The organism is Rhodococcus sp. BUPNP1, from assembly GCF_002215235.1.
Classification (GTDB): Bacteria; Actinomycetota; Actinomycetes; order Mycobacteriales; family Mycobacteriaceae; genus Rhodococcus.
In genome coordinates this window covers 35262-52812 of sequence record NZ_NERM01000022.1, presented here as the reverse complement: position 1 = coordinate 52812, position 17551 = coordinate 35262, and the positions used below count along the sequence as shown (strand labels likewise).

General features: G+C 68.7%; 19 protein-coding genes. 10 read left to right on the top strand and 9 right to left on the bottom strand.

All coding sequences use genetic code 11. From position 1 onward, the window contains the following. The first annotated feature begins 70 nt into the window (after nucleotides 1–70). The gene (locus B9C99_RS19810) at nucleotides 71–2614 is read left to right on the top strand and encodes an ATP-dependent Clp protease ATP-binding subunit (RefSeq protein ID WP_026061301.1); all 2544 of its coding nucleotides are present in this window, start codon (nucleotides 71–73) and stop codon (nucleotides 2612–2614) included. A 107-nt stretch (nucleotides 2615–2721) separates the two neighbouring features. Here the strand turns inward: B9C99_RS19810 and B9C99_RS19805 are convergent, their stop codons facing one another. Continuing rightward, complete coding sequence (locus B9C99_RS19805) at nucleotides 2722–3312, bottom strand: TIGR03086 family metal-binding protein (RefSeq protein WP_253250143.1); 591 nt, start codon at nucleotides 3310–3312, stop codon at nucleotides 2722–2724. Nucleotides 3313–3449: 137 nt separating this feature from the next. Between B9C99_RS19805 and B9C99_RS19800 the strand changes: the two genes are divergently transcribed. After that, nucleotides 3450–4094, top strand: a complete 645-nt coding sequence (locus B9C99_RS19800) for an MBL fold metallo-hydrolase (RefSeq protein ID WP_088899054.1) — start codon at nucleotides 3450–3452, stop codon at nucleotides 4092–4094. Nucleotides 4095–4155: 61 nt separating this feature from the next. Here the strand turns inward: B9C99_RS19800 and B9C99_RS19795 are convergent, their stop codons facing one another. Continuing rightward, complete coding sequence (locus B9C99_RS19795; RefSeq protein ID WP_088899053.1) at nucleotides 4156–4782, bottom strand: TetR/AcrR family transcriptional regulator; 627 nt, start codon at nucleotides 4780–4782, stop codon at nucleotides 4156–4158. Nucleotides 4783–4902: 120 nt separating this feature from the next. Between B9C99_RS19795 and B9C99_RS19790 the strand changes: the two genes are divergently transcribed. From B9C99_RS19790 to B9C99_RS19780, 3 genes are all read left to right on the top strand, one after another. Next, complete coding sequence (locus tag B9C99_RS19790; protein ID WP_088899052.1) at nucleotides 4903–6201, top strand: oxygenase MpaB family protein; 1299 nt, start codon at nucleotides 4903–4905, stop codon at nucleotides 6199–6201. A 116-nt stretch (nucleotides 6202–6317) separates the two neighbouring features. Next, nucleotides 6318–6758 carry an OsmC family protein gene (locus tag B9C99_RS19785; protein WP_088899051.1) on the top strand — a complete coding sequence of 147 codons (441 nt, stop codon included), beginning with the start codon at nucleotides 6318–6320 and terminating at the stop codon, nucleotides 6756–6758. A gap of 61 nt (nucleotides 6759–6819) precedes the next feature. Continuing rightward, the gene (locus B9C99_RS19780) at nucleotides 6820–7506 is read left to right on the top strand and encodes a DsbA family oxidoreductase (RefSeq protein ID WP_088899050.1); all 687 of its coding nucleotides are present in this window, start codon (nucleotides 6820–6822) and stop codon (nucleotides 7504–7506) included. On the opposite strand, the gene B9C99_RS19775 is transcribed toward B9C99_RS19780, so the two are convergent. After that, nucleotides 7496–8026 (bottom strand): DUF1990 family protein, encoded by a 531-nt coding sequence (locus tag B9C99_RS19775; RefSeq protein WP_088899049.1) that lies wholly within the window; start codon nucleotides 8024–8026, stop codon nucleotides 7496–7498. The two genes, B9C99_RS19780 and B9C99_RS19775, sit on opposite strands and share 11 nt — an antisense overlap. 1 nt (nucleotide 8027) lies before the next feature. Beyond that, entirely contained in the window at nucleotides 8028–8333 is a 306-nt protein-coding gene (locus B9C99_RS19770) for an antibiotic biosynthesis monooxygenase (RefSeq protein ID WP_016695729.1), read from the bottom strand. A gap of 33 nt (nucleotides 8334–8366) precedes the next feature. Between B9C99_RS19770 and B9C99_RS19765 the strand changes: the two genes are divergently transcribed. After that, nucleotides 8367–9122: an alpha/beta hydrolase gene (locus tag B9C99_RS19765; protein WP_088899048.1), complete on the top strand. Its 756-nt coding sequence runs from the start codon at nucleotides 8367–8369 to the stop codon at nucleotides 9120–9122. On the opposite strand, the gene B9C99_RS19760 is transcribed toward B9C99_RS19765, so the two are convergent. Beyond that, nucleotides 9119–10003 carry an A/G-specific adenine glycosylase gene (locus tag B9C99_RS19760; RefSeq protein WP_016693348.1) on the bottom strand — a complete coding sequence of 295 codons (885 nt, stop codon included), beginning with the start codon at nucleotides 10001–10003 and terminating at the stop codon, nucleotides 9119–9121. The two genes, B9C99_RS19765 and B9C99_RS19760, sit on opposite strands and share 4 nt — an antisense overlap. A gap of 93 nt (nucleotides 10004–10096) precedes the next feature. Here B9C99_RS19760 and B9C99_RS19755 point away from each other — a divergent pair, with 93 nt between their 5' ends. Then, nucleotides 10097–10726, top strand: a complete 630-nt coding sequence (locus B9C99_RS19755; RefSeq protein WP_016693347.1) for a carbonic anhydrase — start codon at nucleotides 10097–10099, stop codon at nucleotides 10724–10726. A gap of 102 nt (nucleotides 10727–10828) precedes the next feature. Then, nucleotides 10829–11566 carry a hypothetical protein gene (locus B9C99_RS19750; RefSeq protein ID WP_088899047.1) on the top strand — a complete coding sequence of 246 codons (738 nt, stop codon included), beginning with the start codon at nucleotides 10829–10831 and terminating at the stop codon, nucleotides 11564–11566. 24 nt (nucleotides 11567–11590) lie between these two features. Here B9C99_RS19750 and disA read toward each other — a convergent pair whose 3' ends face one another. Next, the gene (gene disA, locus B9C99_RS19745; protein WP_088899046.1) at nucleotides 11591–12673 is read right to left on the bottom strand and encodes a DNA integrity scanning diadenylate cyclase DisA; all 1083 of its coding nucleotides are present in this window, start codon (nucleotides 12671–12673) and stop codon (nucleotides 11591–11593) included. A 94-nt stretch (nucleotides 12674–12767) separates the two neighbouring features. On the opposite strand from disA, the gene B9C99_RS19740 reads away from it, so the two are divergent. After that, a complete protein-coding gene (locus tag B9C99_RS19740) occupies nucleotides 12768–13331 on the top strand; it encodes a PaaI family thioesterase (RefSeq protein WP_088899045.1) in 564 nt (187 codons plus the stop codon). A gap of 27 nt (nucleotides 13332–13358) precedes the next feature. Here the strand turns inward: B9C99_RS19740 and dinB are convergent, their stop codons facing one another. The 3 genes from dinB to B9C99_RS19725 form a co-directional block, all read right to left on the bottom strand. Beyond that, nucleotides 13359–14612, bottom strand: coding sequence for a DNA polymerase IV (gene dinB, locus B9C99_RS19735; RefSeq protein ID WP_088899044.1), 1254 nt, complete (start codon nucleotides 14610–14612; stop codon nucleotides 13359–13361). Between the two features lie 57 nt (nucleotides 14613–14669). Then, a complete protein-coding gene (gene radA / locus B9C99_RS19730; RefSeq protein ID WP_088899043.1) occupies nucleotides 14670–16061 on the bottom strand; it encodes a DNA repair protein RadA in 1392 nt (463 codons plus the stop codon). A gap of 91 nt (nucleotides 16062–16152) precedes the next feature. Then, nucleotides 16153–16785: a hypothetical protein gene (locus tag B9C99_RS19725; RefSeq protein WP_172415017.1), complete on the bottom strand. Its 633-nt coding sequence runs from the start codon at nucleotides 16783–16785 to the stop codon at nucleotides 16153–16155. Nucleotides 16786–17061: 276 nt separating this feature from the next. On the opposite strand from B9C99_RS19725, the gene carD reads away from it, so the two are divergent. Then, nucleotides 17062–17550 (top strand): RNA polymerase-binding transcription factor CarD, encoded by a 489-nt coding sequence (gene carD, locus B9C99_RS19720; RefSeq protein ID WP_006550486.1) that lies wholly within the window; start codon nucleotides 17062–17064, stop codon nucleotides 17548–17550. Nucleotide 17551 lies beyond the last annotated feature (1 nt).

Below are 17551 nucleotides of genomic sequence, written 5' to 3'. Positions count from 1 at the left end.
TTAAGAGCGGCAGCAGGGTGCGGGACGATCGGCGTACCGGACCGGCGGCCGGAGAGTGTGAGGGAGTGCGATGTTCGAAAGGTTCACCGATCGCGCGCGGCGCGTCGTTGTCCTGGCTCAAGAAGAGGCCAGGATGCTCAACCACAACTACATCGGCACGGAGCACATCCTCCTCGGCCTCATCCACGAGGGTGAGGGTGTGGCGGCGAAGTCGCTCGAGTCGTTGGGTATCTCCCTCGAAGGTGTGCGCAGCCAGGTCGAAGAGATCATCGGCCAGGGTCAGCAGGCGCCCTCGGGGCACATTCCCTTCACTCCTCGTGCCAAGAAGGTCCTCGAGCTGAGCCTTCGCGAAGCGCTCCAGCTCGGACACAACTACATCGGTACCGAACACATCCTGCTCGGTCTCATCCGCGAGGGTGAGGGCGTGGCGGCGCAGGTGCTCGTCAAGCTCGGCGCCGACCTCAACCGGGTGCGTCAGCAGGTCATCCAGCTGCTGTCCGGTTACCAGGGCAAGGAGCCCGCAGAATCCGGCACGAGCCGTGGCGAGACCGGCACTCCGTCCACGTCGCTCGTCCTGGACCAGTTCGGCCGTAACCTCACGCAGGCAGCTCTCGAGGGCAAGCTCGACCCGGTCATCGGCCGGGCCAAGGAGATCGAGCGCGTCATGCAGGTGCTGTCGCGTCGTACGAAGAACAACCCGGTGCTCATCGGCGAGCCGGGTGTCGGTAAGACCGCCGTCGTCGAGGGCCTCGCGCAGGCCATCGTCAACGGTGAGGTCCCCGAGACCCTCAAGGACAAGCAGCTCTACACGCTCGACCTGGGCTCGCTCGTCGCCGGTAGCCGTTACCGCGGTGATTTCGAGGAACGCCTGAAGAAGGTCCTCAAGGAGATCAACAGCCGCGGTGACATCATCCTGTTCATCGACGAGCTGCACACGCTCGTCGGTGCCGGTGCTGCCGAGGGCGCGATCGACGCCGCGTCGATCCTCAAGCCCAAGCTCGCCCGCGGTGAGCTGCAGACCATCGGTGCGACGACCCTCGACGAGTACCGCAAGTACATCGAGAAGGACGCCGCTCTCGAGCGCCGCTTCCAGCCGGTGCAGGTCGGGGAGCCGACGGTGGAGCACACCATCGAGATCCTCAAGGGTCTGCGCGACCGCTACGAGGCGCACCACCGCGTCTCGATCACCGACAAGGCGCTCGTCGCGTCGGCAACTCTCGCCGACCGCTACATCAACGACCGCTTCCTGCCGGACAAGGCGATCGACCTCATCGACGAGGCCGGCGCCCGCATGCGCATCCGTCGCATGACCGCGCCGCCGGACCTGCGCGAGTTCGACGACAAGATCGCCGATGCCCGTCGCGAGAAGGAGTCGGCGATCGACGCGCAGGACTTCGAGAAGGCCGCGAGCCTGCGCGACAAGGAGAAGCAGCTCGTCGCGCAGCGTGCCGAGCGCGAGAAGCAGTGGCGTGCGGGCGATCTCGACGTCATCGCCGAGGTCGACGAGGAGCAGATCGCCGAGGTCCTCGCCAACTGGACCGGTATCCCGGTGTTCAAGCTCACCGAGGAGGAGACCACGCGTCTGCTCCGCATGGAGGAGGAGCTGCACAAGCGGATCATCGGCCAGGAGGACGCCGTCAAGGCCGTCGCCAAGGCGATCCGTCGTACGCGTGCCGGCCTGAAGGACCCGAAGCGTCCGTCCGGTTCGTTCATCTTCGCCGGTCCGTCCGGTGTGGGTAAGACGGAGCTGTCCAAGGCCCTCGCGAACTTCCTGTTCGGCGAGGACGACGCGCTCATCCAGATCGACATGGGCGAGTTCCACGACCGCTTCACCGCGTCGCGCCTGTTCGGTGCACCTCCCGGCTACGTCGGATACGAAGAGGGCGGCCAGCTCACCGAGAAGGTGCGCCGCAAGCCGTTCTCCGTGGTTCTGTTCGACGAGATCGAGAAGGCCCACCAGGAGATCTACAACACCCTCCTGCAGGTCCTCGAGGACGGTCGCCTCACCGACGGTCAGGGACGCACGGTCGACTTCAAGAACACCGTGCTGATCTTCACGTCGAACCTGGGCACCGCCGACATCTCGAAGGCCGTCGGGCTCGGCTTCTCGGCCGGAACGGGCGAGCAGTCGAACTACGAGCGGATGAAGAACAAGGTCCACGACGAGCTGAAGAAGCATTTCCGGCCCGAGTTCCTCAACCGTATCGACGACATCATCGTCTTCCACCAGCTCACGCAGGAGCAGATCATCCAGATGGTCGACCTCATGGTCGGACGTGTGGAGACGCAGCTGAAGAACAAGGACATGGGTATCGAGCTCACCGAGAAGGCGAAGTCGCTGCTCGCCAAGCGCGGCTTCGACCCGGTGCTCGGCGCACGTCCGCTGCGTCGCACGATCCAGCGCGAGATCGAGGATCAGCTCTCCGAGAAGATCCTGTTCGGCGAGATCGGCGCAGGCCAGATCGTCCTGGTCGACGTCGAGGGCTGGGACGGCGAGGGCGCCGGCGAGAACGCGAAGTTCACGTTCACGCCGAGCGAGAAGCCGGCCGAGGTTCCGGACACCCCGGCGGTCGCGCTGGCCAAGTCCAGCGAGGGCGAGTCCGAAGCCGGATAAGCGTCCGCTGCCTGAGAGCAGGCACGTGTTGCTGCCTGTGAGAGCAGGCACCTGCTGTACCGAGAGGGGCGGCACCCGAAAAGGGTGTCGCCCCTCTCGCTGTACGTTCAGCCTCGTCGACCGGACCAGGGGGCGCCGGCACGCCCCACCCAGTTCACGAGACGCTCGGTCGGGCCGGCGTCCGGCGCGGGCGTGACCGGTGGACCGAAGGGAAATCCCTCGCGAGGTGATTCGGGCAGGGTGATCTTCATGATCTCGAGGGCTGCCTCCGCGAGTGCCGGGTCGGCCTCCGCATCCTGTCCGGTGGCGACGGCGATGTCCCAGCCGTGCACGAGCAGTTCGTCGAGTTCCATGAACATCGCGACCCGGCCGGGAAAGGTACCCCAGGGGGCGGTGACGGGCTTGTCCAGGAGGGCGTCGTCGTCCCACACCTGCCAGAAGCGGTCGGCCGCGGCATCGAGCACGGCCGGCCAGTCGTCGTTCTCGGAGGTGAGGAATTCCGGGACGGTGCGCGGATCGCGCCCGGAACCGATGGCCGCGCTCCGTTCGAGGGTCGCAGAGAGGTGGCCTATCAGTGTGCGGACGTCGAACTCGGGACACGGAGTGGGAGCGGCGAGGTGCTCGATCGAGACACCACCGACGATCCGGCGTGCGCGGTCCAGGGCCGCGCGGACGAGTGGGCGGGGATCCTGCTGCATCGTGGTCACCGCTCCATGCTGCGCCTGTGCCTGCCGCTCCACCCGAGGATTTCCGGACTCGTCCTTCCGCACTTGACCTCCAGTCGACTCGAGGTTGCACGGTGGTGGTGACCGGACGACGACCAGGAGGTATCGCGATGCGGCAAGTACTGCCCGATCTGTGGGAGACGCAGGAGGACAACCCGTTCCCAGGGCTGAAAACGCACGCCTATCTGTGGACCGGGAGGAACAACGTGCTCTTCTACTCGGTCGCCGGCGAGGCCGATTTCGGCGAACTGGACCGCCTCGGGGGGATCACCGACCAGTACCTGTCCCACCAGGACGAGGCCGGCCCGATGCTCGGCAGGATCGCCGAGCGCTTCGGGCCGAGACTCCACGCGGCAGCGGCGGAGACCGAGGTGGTCGGCCGGCACGCCCGCATCGACGTCCCGCTCACGGAACGTCACGTGGACGACAACGGAGTGGAGATCGTTCCGACGCCCGGGCACACGGCGGGGAGCATCTGCTATCTGGTGCCCGGCGCGGACGGAACCCGCTACCTGTTCACCGGCGACACGCTCTACCGCGGTGCTTCGGGGAAGTGGCGGGCCGGCTACATCGACGGGATGAGCGACGCCCGCGCGCTCGCCGACAGTCTGCGCCTGCTCGCGACGACGGAACCCGATGTGGTGATCTCGAGTGCGTTCGCGGGGGAGTCGGGCGTGCACCGGATCGACCCCCGGGAATGGGCCGCCCACATCGACCGGGCGCTGACCGGGTTGTCGGCCGTCGTGCAGGGCTGAGCGGAGATCCTCTTCCGGACCGTCCGCCCTGCCGCGGGTCGCGGCCGAGCTTGCTGCCGGATCATCTGCCGATGGTCGGCATGTGCGCGGTGAGTGTCGACAGGGTGCTGGCGACGATCTCGGTGAGTTCGTCGGGGCGGATGTCGAGCGTGCCGTCGAGCCAGCCGCGGACGAGCTCGACGGCACCGGCCATGACGACCACCGCGCACAGTTCGGCCTGCCGGGAGTCGAGGCGGGAGCCCACCGCGTCGCTCTGCTTGGCGAGTTCGTCGGCGGCGGACCGGATGAATGCGCTCTTCCGCTCGGCGAGCGGGGGCGCGTCGGAGATGAGGAAGCGGCCCTGCTGGGGGTTGCGTTCGACGGCGCCGACGATCGCTCCCACCGCGGCGCGCGCCTTGGCGTGCAGCTCGTCGGGGGCCGACGCGATCGCGTCGACGGCGCGTTCGAGCAGGGTCGCGCCGAGCTCGTCGTAGGCGGTGGTGACGAGGTCGGTCATGTCGGTGAAGCTCTCGTAGAAGAAGCGCGGACCGACTCCCGCGGTGGCCGCGACCTTCCGTACCGTCGCCGCCGACCAGCCCTCGTCGGCGACGACATCGATCACCGCGTTCTGGAGACGCGTGCGACGTTCGGCGCGCCGATCGGCCGGTGCGACGCCGCGATACGCGCGGTTGGCTTCGGGCTCGGACACATCGTCGAGTGTGGCACAACACGACCGACCTTCCGGAATCGACTGATTCCGGAATCAAGTGTTTACTAATTGCGGAATCCTTGTCATAGTCGGTCCCCGACATCCGGACGAGGAGGAAACGTGACGATCGATGCCCCGTCGACTGCCCACCTGCACGACCGAACCGATCGACTCGCACCGAAGCCGATCCTGCGAGAGGGCGGCCCGCGTCTGGCGATGTCGTTGCTCGCCGGCGACTCGGTGCGACCCACCCGGGCCCAGGCCCGGGCGTTCGCCAAGTTCGCGCACACCTGCGATCCCGTGGCCGACGATCTCGTCGCCGCGATGCGCCGCGACCGGCTCCGCATCCGCACGCAGTTCGAGCAGGCACTCGAACACGGCATCGAGACCGTGGACGATCCCGCACGCGAGGTGGCAGCGTTCATCGCCACCCTCGACGACGTGCCGTTCTGGGTCGACTACGACAAGCTCGATCTCGCCGCACGAGCGATCGCGCGGATGCCGATGAGCACCCTCATGGCGTTCACCACCGCCATCGCCTTCCCGGCCAGCTACGTCTCCCCGCGCGTCAACGACGTGCTGCTGCGCGGCGGCGACCTCGCGAAGCGCGCCGCGGGTCGGATCGTCGAGACGGTCTCGTGGTCGATGGACTGCACGGCGCCCGGTGGAATGGAGCGCTTCGGAGCGGGGACGAAGAACACCGCCCGCGTCCGCGTCGTGCACGCCTACATCCGTGCCGGGATCGAGCGGGTCGACGACTGGAACACCGACACGCACGGCCGGCCCGTGAACCAGCTGCACTACTGCGTGACGATGATCCCGATCGCCGGGGTGGCCCTCGCCGTCATGGCGGCCGGGCACTGGTACTCGCGACGTGAGCGCGACGCGATCGTCCACCTCTACCGCTATGTCGCCCACACCATGGGCGTGACGGCGGAACTGCAGGTCACCTCCCTCGACGAGCTCCTGCGTCTGATCTGGCTGGCGGTCTGGTCGGAGGTCGACCCCGACGACTCGTCCGCGGCTCTCACCGAGGCCGCGCTGAAGGCCGTCCCCCGCATCTACGGGGTCGACGGCCCCGGCATGGCGAACCGCATCAGGAGCTGGGCGCACTACCACTTCCACGCCGACCTGGCCCGCCTGTCGCTCGGCTCCGGATACGCCGACGCCGTGGGAGTTCCGCGACTGAGTCCGATGGCGGCGCTGTATCCGGTGTGGTTCGCGCGCAATCTCGTACGCGACCGCCTCAGTGTCCTGGTGCCCGGAGGCGCCGGGCGCGCCGCCCGGCGGGGTCACGCCGAGCGCATGTGGGAGATCGCCGAGGTGAAGCGGCGACTCGAGGTGCGGCCCTACGAACGGGACGGAGCCGTGCAGTCGATCCGCGAACGCGACCGCGAACTCCGGGCGCGATCGGCCTGATCCGGACATCGGGAACGCTCTGCCGCGAACGGCCCTCGCCACCACGGTGACTCTGCAAGTGTGGTTCGTGAAGCGCTGTCGCACGCACAGCCGTCGTACGCAGAGAAGGAGAGGTCATGCCCACTCGTACCGCACGGACCGCATGGAACGGGGATCTGCAGAAGGGCTCCGGTCAGGTGGAGCTCACCAGCTCGGGCCGTGGCACGTTCGACGTGTCGTTCCCGAAGCGCTCGGCGGAGAACGCGGACGGCACCACCAGCCCCGAGGAGCTCATCGCCGCCGCGCACTCGTCGTGCTACGCGATGCAGTTGTCCGCGCTGATCGCGGAGGCGGGCGGCACACCACAGAGCCTCGAGGTCACCGCCGACGTCTCGCTGGGGCCCGACCCGGCGGGTGGATTCCGGCTGACCGGAATCGAGCTGAAGGTGCGGGGCGAGGTCGACGGCCTCGACGCCGACGGCTTCGTCAAGGCTGCGGAGGACGCGAAGGCGGGGTGTCCCGTGAGCAAGGCACTGACCGGCGTCGAGATCTCCTTGGACGCCGCGCTCGAGAGCTGACCGGGCTCGTGGACCGGCCGGCGGGGGAACAGAGCACGTCAGGGCCGGGTTGTACCCGAATATGAGCATGCCCGACGTACTTCTCCCCACAGCCCACATCGAGATCTGGTCCGACATCGCCTGCCCCTGGTGCTACATCGGCAAGCGGCGCTTCGCGGAGGCCCTCGAGTCCTTCGACGACCGCGACCGGGTCGAGGTCACCTGGAGGTCGTACCAGCTCTCGCCCGACACACCGGTCGGGCGACGCGTCCCCGAGGTCGAGGCGCTCGTCGCGATGAAGGGGATGCCGGCCGAGCAGGTCAGGCAGATGTTCGCCCAGGTCTCGGACACCGCTGCCGACGTGGGACTCGAGATCGACTTCGACAACGTCGTCGCCGCCAACACCTTCGATGCGCACCGGCTCGCGCATCTGGCCGGCGACAAGCGCGACGAGGTCCTCGAGGCGTTGTTCCGTGCGCATTTCGTCGACGGCGAGGTGGTCGACGATGTGGATGTCCTCGTGAAGGTCGCCACCGAAGTCGGGCTCGATCCGGAGTCGACGCGCGCGGCCCTCGACGGCGACGATCCCGCCGGTGAGGCCGCGGCCGACGCCGTGACCGCCGATCTCTTCGACGCGCGACGGATCGGCGTGCAGGGGGTGCCGTTCTTCGTGGCCAACCGCGCCGTCGCGGTGTCGGGTGCGCAGCCGGTGGACGTCTTCCGTCAGTTCCTGCGCAAGGCCGTCGACGACGTGACGGTCACGCTGTGAGTGCCGCGAGATAACGTCGCGCGATCTGCTGCTGGAGCAGGTGCCCGGCGGGACCGGCCAGCTTCGTGTACCAGCGGGCGGGGCGGGAGAACGCGAGCACCGTTCCCCGCACCCGTCCGTCCGGGGTCCGCTCGACGACGAAGGTCTCCTCGCCGTTCTCCGGATGACCCGTGAGCGTGCCGTAGCAGAATCCGCGGAGGTCGGCGGTGTCGACGATCTCGACCACGCGGCACCGCGCCGAGGCGCGCACCGGTCCGAGACCGAAGCCGAGGTCCACCTCGACGCCGGGTACCGCGAGGGGCGTTCCGGCCGGGATCCGCATGCCCGCGCCGCGATGCATGTCCCACGAGAACAGCCGGGCAGCGGCGACCTCGAACACGGTGTCGCCGCTGCCCAGTTCGCTCTCGACCCTCAGGTGCCGATAACCGGAGGGGAGGGGCGCCTCGCCCCGGAAGGCACGCAGGCTCGCTCCCACCTCCGGATAGGTGAACTCACGCCCGGACCCACCGGACGCGGACATCTCAGGACTTCTTGACGTCGAGGACGACCTCGAACTCGAGCAGCGATGCGCCGGACGCGACGGGCTTCTTCGCCTCACCCGCATGAGCGGCACGTGCGTCGCCGTCGCGCCACGCGGCGAAGTCCTCCTCGGACTCCCACTGCGTCACCACGAAGTACCGGTTCTCGCCGGCGGTGGGGCGGAGCAGCTGGAAACCCAGGAAGCCGGGGGAATTGTCGACGGTGTGAGCCCGATTGGCGAATCGCTTCTCCAGCTCGGGGCCGGCGCCTTCGGGAACTTCGATTGCGTTGATCTTCACGACTGCCATGCGCGAGAGCCTACTCCGCTAACTTGGTCGATTGTGTTGCACGACGAGGGCGGAACCGGACGACCCATCCTGCTGTTGCACGGCCTCATGGGCAGCGCCCGGACGTGGCGTCGTCACGTGCCGTGGCTGCGCGAACACGGGCACGTGTACACCTTCGACGCCGCCGGTCACGGCCGTCCCGCCCCCGACGAACTCACCACCGAAGCGTTCGTCGCCGACCTCACGGCCCACCTCACCGGGATCACCGAACCGCTCGTCGTGATCGGCCATTCGATGGGCGCCCTGCACGCGTGGTGCTTCGCGGCCGCCCATCCCGAGCGGGTCACCGCGCTGGTGCTCGAGGACATGGCGCCCGACTTCCGGGGGCGCACGGCCGCGAACTGGGCGGCGATGATCGCGCAGTGGCCGCAGCCGTTCCCCACGGAGGACGCGGTGTTCGACTTCTTCGGCGCCGTCGCGGGTCGCTACTTCCTCGACTCGTTCGTCCGCCGCGACGACGGCTGGTATCTGCACGGCGACGTCGAGACCTTCCGCGACATCTCGGAGGAGTGGGGATCGCGGCACTTCTGGGACGAGTGGAACTCGATCCGCGTGCCCGCGTTGCTGCTCGAAGGCGAGTTCACCATCACCCCCGAGGGGCAGATGCGGCGGATGGCGACGCGACCGGGCACCGACCACGTCCTCGTCGACGGCGCCGGACATCTCGTGCACGACGACCGGCCCGACGAGTTCCGCACCGCCGTGGAACACTTCCTGACCACGCACGAGCTGTCGGCGAGCCGGATCTAGGAGGTCGATCCCTCACCGGCGAGCGCGAACCGGCCGTCGTCGGTCTGCTCGACGAGACCGTCCACGAGAAGCGAATGCAGGGCGCGGTCGCGCTGGCCGGGATCGGTGGTCCACACGCTGTCGAGGACGGGACGCTCCACCGGGACGCTGCTCTCGCGCAGCACCGCCATCAGCCGGCCGCGCACCTGCCGGTCGGTGCCGGCGAACTTCTGCACCTTCCGGGGCGGTCCGTCGTGGGCGGGTCGCCCGGCCTGCACCCATGCGCACTCGGGCAGCGGGCAGCGCCCGCAATCGGGTGTGCGGGCGGTGCACACGGTCGCGCCGAGTTCCATCAGTGCCGCGGAGAAGGTCGCCGCACGAGCACGCTGACGCGGAAGGATCGCCTCGACATCGGCGAGATCCCGTGTGGTCGAGGGGTTTCCCGGCTCCGCCCGGCCGTGGACGGCGCGGGCGACGACCCGCCGTACGTTCGTGTCCACCACCGGCACACGCTGTCCGTACGCGAAGCACGCCACCGCTCGCGCGGTGTACGCGCCGACGCCGGGCAGGGTCAGCAGGACGTCGACGTCCTCGGGAACCCGATCGTCGTGCTCGGCGGCGAGTACGCCGGCGCACTCGTGCAGGCGCAGCGCGCGGCGCGGATAACCGAGCTTGCCCCACGCCCGCAACACCTCGGCCTGACTCGACGCGGCCATCGCGGACGGCACGGGCCAGCGCCGCACCCACTCCTCCCAGATCGGGGCGACCCGGGCGACCGGCGTCTGCTGCAACATGACCTCGGACATGAGGATCTGCCAGCCCGTCACCCCGTCGCGGCGCCACGGCAGGTCCCGCGCCTCGGCGGCATACCAGCGCAGCAACGACGGTGCGTCCACGGACATCTCGGGTCTCCTCCGGTCACAGGGTCGGGTGTCGGGATCCGCTGAGGAGATGTCGAACGAAATCGGACATGCGCGCAGGTGAATAATGTACGCATGCCGAACTCCAATCCCATCTCCGCCTGGAAAGCCCTGACCGAGGGTAATCATCGTTTCGTCAGCGACACCCCGCTGCACCCGAGCCAGGGAATCGACCGTCGCGCCGAACTCGTCAACGGTCAGCATCCCACCGCTGTGCTGTTCGGTTGCGGAGACTCCCGCGTCGCCGCAGAGATCATCTTCGACCAGGGGCTCGGCGACATGTTCGTGGTCCGCACCGCGGGCCACGTCATCGACAGCTCCGTCCTCGGTTCCATCGAGTACGCCGTCGAGATCCTCAACGTCCCGCTCATCGTCATCCTCGGCCACGACAGCTGTGGTGCCGTTGCGGCGACCATCGACGCCCTCGACAAGGGCACGGTGCCGGGTGGGCACATCCGCAGCCTCGTCGAGCGTGTCGCTCCGTCGATCCTCATGGGCCGGGCCGAGGGCCTGTCCACCGTCGACGAACTCGAGGGTCGGCACGTCGTCGAGACGGGCAAGCTGCTCACGGATCGTTCGCGGATCATCGCCGACCGCATCGCCGACGGCCGCTGCGCCATCGTGGGCGTCACCTACAAGCTCGACGACGGCAAGGTGAGCCTGCGCGGCCACTTCGGCGACATCGGCGAGGTCTCCGACAACTGAAGACGAGTGCACCTGCCGGTCACAACGATGTGACCGCAGGTCACAGCGACACGCCGACGGCGATGTAGCCGTGCGCAGCCCGCGGCACATACCGTGGGGGGCGTGCTTGAACCGACCGGTCCTCTGCCCCCCGAGATCTACTGGCGACGACGCGTTCTCGCGATCGGAGTCTCGGTGGTCGTGCTGGCTCTGGTCATCTGGCTCGTAGTGGCACTGACCGGCGGCGACGACCCCGACCAGAATCCCGAACCCGCAGCAGCGGAAGTGTCGACCTCCGCCACCACGACGGCGGCCGATGCGTCCGCCGACGCGGCGTCCGCGAGCACCACTCGGAGCGGGGAGGCCTCGGCTTCGTCCGGGTCGCGTGGTGCCGGGGCTTCGGCCGCGGAGGACGCGGACGACGACTCGTCCACGACCACCACCTCCGCTGCTCCGGTTCCCCCGGGGCAGTGCTCCGATCAGTCGCTCGCCGTGCGGGTGACGTCGGACGAACCGAACTACCGGGTCGGTTCCGAACCCGATTTCACGATCGTCATCACCAACATCGGCACGTCGCCGTGCGAACGAGACCTCGGTGCGGGCCTGCAGCAGGTCCTCGTCTACAGCCTCGACGGCAACGAGCGGCTCTGGGCGAACACCGACTGCTTCCCCGAATCGACCGCCGACATCCGGTCGCTCGATCCGGGCGACCAGGCGGCCTATTCCGTCAAGTGGTCGGCGACGACCTCCGAGCCCGGCTGTCAGGCGCCGCGCGAACCGGTCGGTCCCGGCGCGTACACGGTGGTCGGGCAGCTCGGCGGCCTGCGCAGCGTGCCCGAGCCGTTCAACATCACGCCCTGACCCTGCTGCTCGGCGGGTCGCGGTTCAGTCGTAATGGTTGATGGCGGCCTCGGCGAGGCGTGACAGTCCCTCGCGGATGTATCGGGCCCACAGGGCGCCGACCCCGTCGACCGCCTGGAGATCGGCCGCGGTGGCGGCGAGCAGACCCTGCAGCGTGCCGAACGCACCCACGAGCCGGTTGATCTGCCGGGTCTGCAGGCGTGGCACCCGATGGAGCACGCGATAACCGCGGGGACTCATCGAGGTGTCGAGGGCCTCGATGGTGCCCGAATAACCGAAGGAGCGGGCCAGGCTCGTCAGATCGAGCAGATCGACGTCGGTCAGGTGCGCGAGACGCTCGAGAGCCTGCTCGACCTCCTGCTGGGTGGGAACGTGCTCGCCAGCGAGATAGTCGCGCACGATGAGCTGCCGGGCGAGCTGGTTGTCGCCGACGAGTTCCTCGAGCTGGAGGGCCAGCTGGCGACCGTCGGTGCCGAGTTCGAGCACGTCCTGCTCGATCTCCACGGACAGGCGGTGCATCATCTCGAGTCGCTGCGCCACGGTGAGCGCATCGCGCAGGGTGACGATGTCCTCGATCTCGACCACGGACAACTGCCGGGTCACCTCGTCGAGGCGGGCCTTGTAGCGCTCGAGTGTCGCGACGGCCTGGTTGGCCCGGGACAGGATGGTCGCGGAGTCGTTGATGACGTGGCGGCGACCGTCGACGTACACGCTGACGATGCTCATCGACTGGCTGACCGAGACCACCGGATAGCCGGTCTGGATCGCGGTGCGTTCCGCGGCGCGGTGCCGGGTGCCGGACTCCACGGTGGGAATGCTCGGATCGGGCACGAGCTGCACGTTGGCGCGCACGATGCGCGAACCGTCGGTGGACACGACCACGGCGCCGTCCATCTTCGACAGCTCCCGGAGCCGGGTGGGGGCGAACTCGACGTCGAGTTCGAAACCGCCGTCGCACAGCTCGGCGACCTTGTCGTCGAAACCGAGGACGATCAGGCCGCCCGTCCGGCCGCGGAGGATGCGTTCGAGACCGTCGCGTAGCGCGGTGCCGGGCGCCAGACGAGCGATGGTGTCGCTCAGCGTCGATGCCGGCGCCGACTCGGTCATCTGGACTTCCTTCCCCTGTGCGGTCTGCGGTCGTCGTCACAATGCGCGGACTCCCGGATCGGCGCCCCCGACCGCGCAACTACATTACTTGCTTATGCGCAGCACCTGGACTCTGCCCGACGACCTCGTCGTTCCCCAACTGCCGGAAGATCATCCCGGCCCGGGTGCACCGGTACCGCAGCACTGGAACAAATGCTTCGGTTGTGGTGACGACCAGCCCCACGGCCTCGCGATGGAATTCACGATCGGCCAGGGTCTCGAGGTGCTCGGCCGTCTCGACGTCGCCACCCGCTACCAGGGCGGACCGGGATTCATCCACGGCGGCATCCTCATGACGGCCTTCGACGAAGTGCAGGGAATGGCGTGCAACGCCGCCCTGCGGACCGCCGTCGTCACCGGGCACTTCGAGACGGATTTCGCCCGTCCCATCCCGCTGGGCTCGGTGCTCGAGTTCCGCGCCCGCGTCGACGGCACGGTGCGGCGCAAGGTCTACACCAGCGCGGAGGCGCGCATCGTCGACGGTCCCCTGGCCGACCCGGACGTCGTCGTGGCGTCGTCGGTCGGGCTGTTCGTCGTCGTCGGACACGAGCACTTCGCGAAGGGCCGCGACTATGCCGACGGCCTCCCGCAGAGCGAACACGACATCTCCGCTGTCTGACATTTCTGCGGATCGGGCCTGTCTCGTTCAGGTTTCCGGCCCGTCGGGGAGCAGCGGAACCCCCGGCCGGTGGTCGCGTCCGAGCAACGCGGCCGAGGTGACCGCGCCCGCGCCGTAGCGGGAATGCAGATCGTCCAGGACCGCATCGAGCGCATGCCGGTCGACCGCGCGGTGAGTTCGCGTGTCGCCGCCACGGTCCGCGGCAGCGTCGACCGGTTCGTCGAACGGCAGCTCGAGTTGTTCGACGCCTTCGCCGACGAGATTCGTCACCGCGATCCCGATGAGGGTGAGGCCGCGCTCGGCGATGAGCGGCCGGGTCTGTTCGAGCAGGTCGCGCGCCGCCGCCGACAACAGGTCGGTGCGTGCGGTGGCACCGGGCAACGTGTGGGAGCGGGTCGCGCGGGTGTAGTCGGCGAAGCGCATCCGCAGGACCACCGTGCGACCGAGACGCTCGGCCCGGCGCATCCGCCGGCACACACGGTCGACGAGCAACTGCAGCGTCTCGCCGACCGACTCGATGCTGTGCGGTCCGCGGCCGAGGGCGTGCTGCGCGCCCATCGAACTGCGCCGCCGATGACGGACCGGACGCGGATCGTGGCCGATCGCCAGGGCGTGCAGGTGGCGTCCCGCCGCGCGTCCGAGCAGCGAGACGAGATCGGATTCGGAGTGGGCGGCGACGTCGGCCACGGTCCGCAGACCGTGCGCGTGCAACTTCGCCGCCGTCACCTTGCCGACGCCCCACAATCGCTCCACCGGCAACGGATGGAGGAACTCGAGTTCGGCGTGCGGAGGGACGAGGAGCAGGCCGTCGGGCTTGGCCACCCCGCTCGCGACCTTGGCGAGGAACTTGGTGCGCGCGACACCGACGGTGATCGGCAGCCCCACCTCCTCGGCGACCGTGCGGCGCAGACGTGCGGCGATGTCGACGGGTCTGCCGGCGATGCGCCCGAGACCGGAGACGTCGAGGAACGCCTCGTCGATGGAGATCCCCTCCACGATCGGTGTGGTGCGGTCGAAGATCGCGAACACATCGCGCGAGGCCTGCGCATAGGCCTCCATGCGGGGAGGCACCGTGATCAGTCCCGGGCACAGTGCGCGGGCGGCCCGGCCCGACATCGCAGTGACGATGCCGTGGGCCTTGGCCTCGTAACTCGCCGCGAGCACGACACCCCCACCCACGACGATGGGTTTGCCGCGCAGCCACGGATCGTCGCGCTGCTCCACCGACGCGTAGAACGCGTCGAGATCGGCGTGCAGCACCGTCGCATCGGACACGAACACATGTTCGCACCGACCGCCGACATCTCGGCAGATCGGCGCTGCCGACATGTCCGCAGGTCAGCGCGTGAGCGTCGACAGTGCCTGCGCCACGTTGGACACCTCGAACTTCTTCATGCCCTTCGGGGCACCCTCGACATCGCGCGGAACCACCCCGCGGTCGAACCCGAGTCGGTTCGCCTCCGCGAGTCGGCGACCCGCGCCGACGACACGACGGACCTCCCCGGCGAGACCGACCTCGCCGAGCAGCACGGTGCCGGCCGGGACGGGCTGGTCGCGCACGGCCGAGGCGACGGCGAGTGCGAGCGCGAGGTCGGCGGACGGATCGGTGATCCGCATACCGCCGACGGTGGAGGCGTAGACGTCGCAGTTGCCGAGCCGGCCGAGGCCGCAGCGACGCTCGAGCACGGCGAGCACCATCGCCACCCGCGCGGAGTCGAGGCCGCTCACGGCGCGTCGCGGTGACGGATTGTGGGTGGGCACCACGAGCGCCTGGACCTCGCCGAGGAGCGGGCGTTTGCCGTCCATCGTGACCGTGACGGCGGTGCCGGGTACGGCCTCGTCACGGTGCTGCAGGAACAACCCCGACGGGTCGCTGACGCCGACGATCCCGTCCTCGGCGAGTTCGAAGCAGCCCACCTCGTCGGCGGCCCCGAACCGGTTCTTCACCCCGCGCACCATGCGCAGCGTGGAGTGCTTGTCGCCCTCGAAGTGCAGCACCACGTCGACGAGGTGCTCGAGGGAACGCGGACCGGCGACCGCGCCGTCCTTGGTGACGTGGCCGATGAGCAGCACCGGGATGCCGCTGGACTTCGCGAGGGAGGTCAGGGCGCTGGTGACCGCGCGGACCTGCGTGACACCACCGGTGACGCCGTCGACGTCGGCGGCGAGCATCGTCTGGACGGAGTCGACGACCAGCAGCGTGGGCTCGACCTGCTCGACGTGCCCGAAGATCGTCGCGAGGTCGTTCTCGGCGGCGAGATAGACCCGGTCGTGCACGGCGCCGGTGCGGTCGGCGCGCAAACGCACCTGACCGGCCGATTCCTCGCCGGTGACGTAGAGCGCGCGATCGGCTTCGCCGCGCAGCGCCCAGCGGTGCACCACCTCGAGGAGCAGCGTGGACTTGCCGACACCGGGTTCGCCGGCGAGCAGGACGACCGAACCGGGAACGACACCGCCACCGAGGACGCGGTCGAGCTCGGGGATGCCCGTGGGCTTCGCGTGGGTGGCCTTGCCGTCGATCTGCGACAGCGGGGTGGCCGGGGTGCTCGGCAGCACGGCGGCGGCACCGGTGCGGGCGAGCGAGGTACCGGAGCGCGAGGCGACCGCGACCGGCTGGACGGGTGCTTCGTCCATCGACCCCCACGTTCCGCATTCGGGACAGCGCCCGACCCACTTCGCGACGGTGTGCGAGCAGTCGGAACAGCGGTAGAGGGTCTTGGTCTTTGCCACGGCCGGAGGATAGACGGTCGCACCGACATCGGAGCGGATGCGAAAGGGCCCGGCCGAGCTGTGCTCGGCCGGGCCCTTCTGCAGGAAAGTCCTAGTGTGCTTCGCCCACGATCGGCGAGAGCTCCGACTCGTCGCGGGGGAGCTCCGGGCCGGCGTCGATCGGCACGGACAGGGTCACGTCGCCGGCCTCGGCGAACGTGAAGGTCACGGGGATGGTCAGACCCGGGCGGACACCTTCGGAGAGGTTCACGAGCTCGACGTTGTTGACGACGCCGGCCGGCGCGGGGGAGGGGGTCTCCTCGGTGCTGTTCGGACGCGGCGACTCGTCGACCTCCTCGACGAGGGCGGCGTTCTCCTCGGAGACACCGGCGACCACGGAGGACTGCGGCGGAACCTCGAGGCGGGCACCCGTGACGGAGGCTGCGAAATCGGTGGAGATACCGGTGAGCTGATCGCCGACGTACGGGTCGAGGTTGACGATCGTGAAGCCGAGCTGGGCGGTGCCGCCGGGCTCGATGCTGTACTCCTCGGAGTCCGGGTAGATCACGTGCACGTTGCGCAGCGCGAGGCTGCCGGCGTCCACGTTGGAACCGTTGATGGCCGCGACCTGGGTCGAGGTCTGGGTGATCTGACCGGCGCTGCACGCGGACATCGTGAGCGCCGCTCCCGCGGCAAGGGCGAGAGCGGTCACGACTCGGCGAGTCGGCGCTTTGAGAGCAGTCACGGGTTCCTCCACTCGAGTAAGGCTCGCAATCCACTAGGCAGAGTAGTAGTTCCCGTGTGTGCTGTGTACGTCGGGGCCGGATCTCGTGCGGATTCGCGCGCGGAAGACAAGATCGACAGGCACCGACGGGCGGGTGTGTCGGAGGTCACCCGATACACGGAAGCGACTGCCTGTCAAGCCCTACGCTCAGCGCTCGGTGCCCCTGACCTGCACCGTTGACGGGAGGGCGATGTGGTCACGTGTTAAACTGGGAGAATCGAAAGGGGCACGGGACACATGATTTTCAAGGTCGGAGACACCGTCGTATACCCCCATCACGGTGCGGCGCTGATCGAAGCAATCGAAACACGCACCATCAAGGGTGAGCAGAAGGAATATCTGGTTCTGAAAGTCGCGCAGGGCGACCTGACGGTCCGGGTACCTGCAGAGAACGCGGAGTACGTCGGAGTGCGCGACGTCGTCGGGCAGGAAGGCCTCGACAAGGTTTTCCAGGTGCTGCGCGCACCCCACACGGAAGAACCCACCAACTGGTCACGGCGGTACAAGGCCAACCTCGAGAAGCTGGCCTCCGGCGATGTCAACAAGGTCGCAGAAGTTGTGCGCGACCTGTGGCGCCGGGAGCAGGACCGCGGCCTGTCCGCAGGTGAGAAGCGGATGCTCGCCAAGGCACGTCAGATCCTCGTCGGTGAGCTCGCGCTCGCCGAGGGCACCGACGACGTCAAGGCGGAGACCATGCTCGACGAGGTTCTCGCCGCCGCTTCCTGAC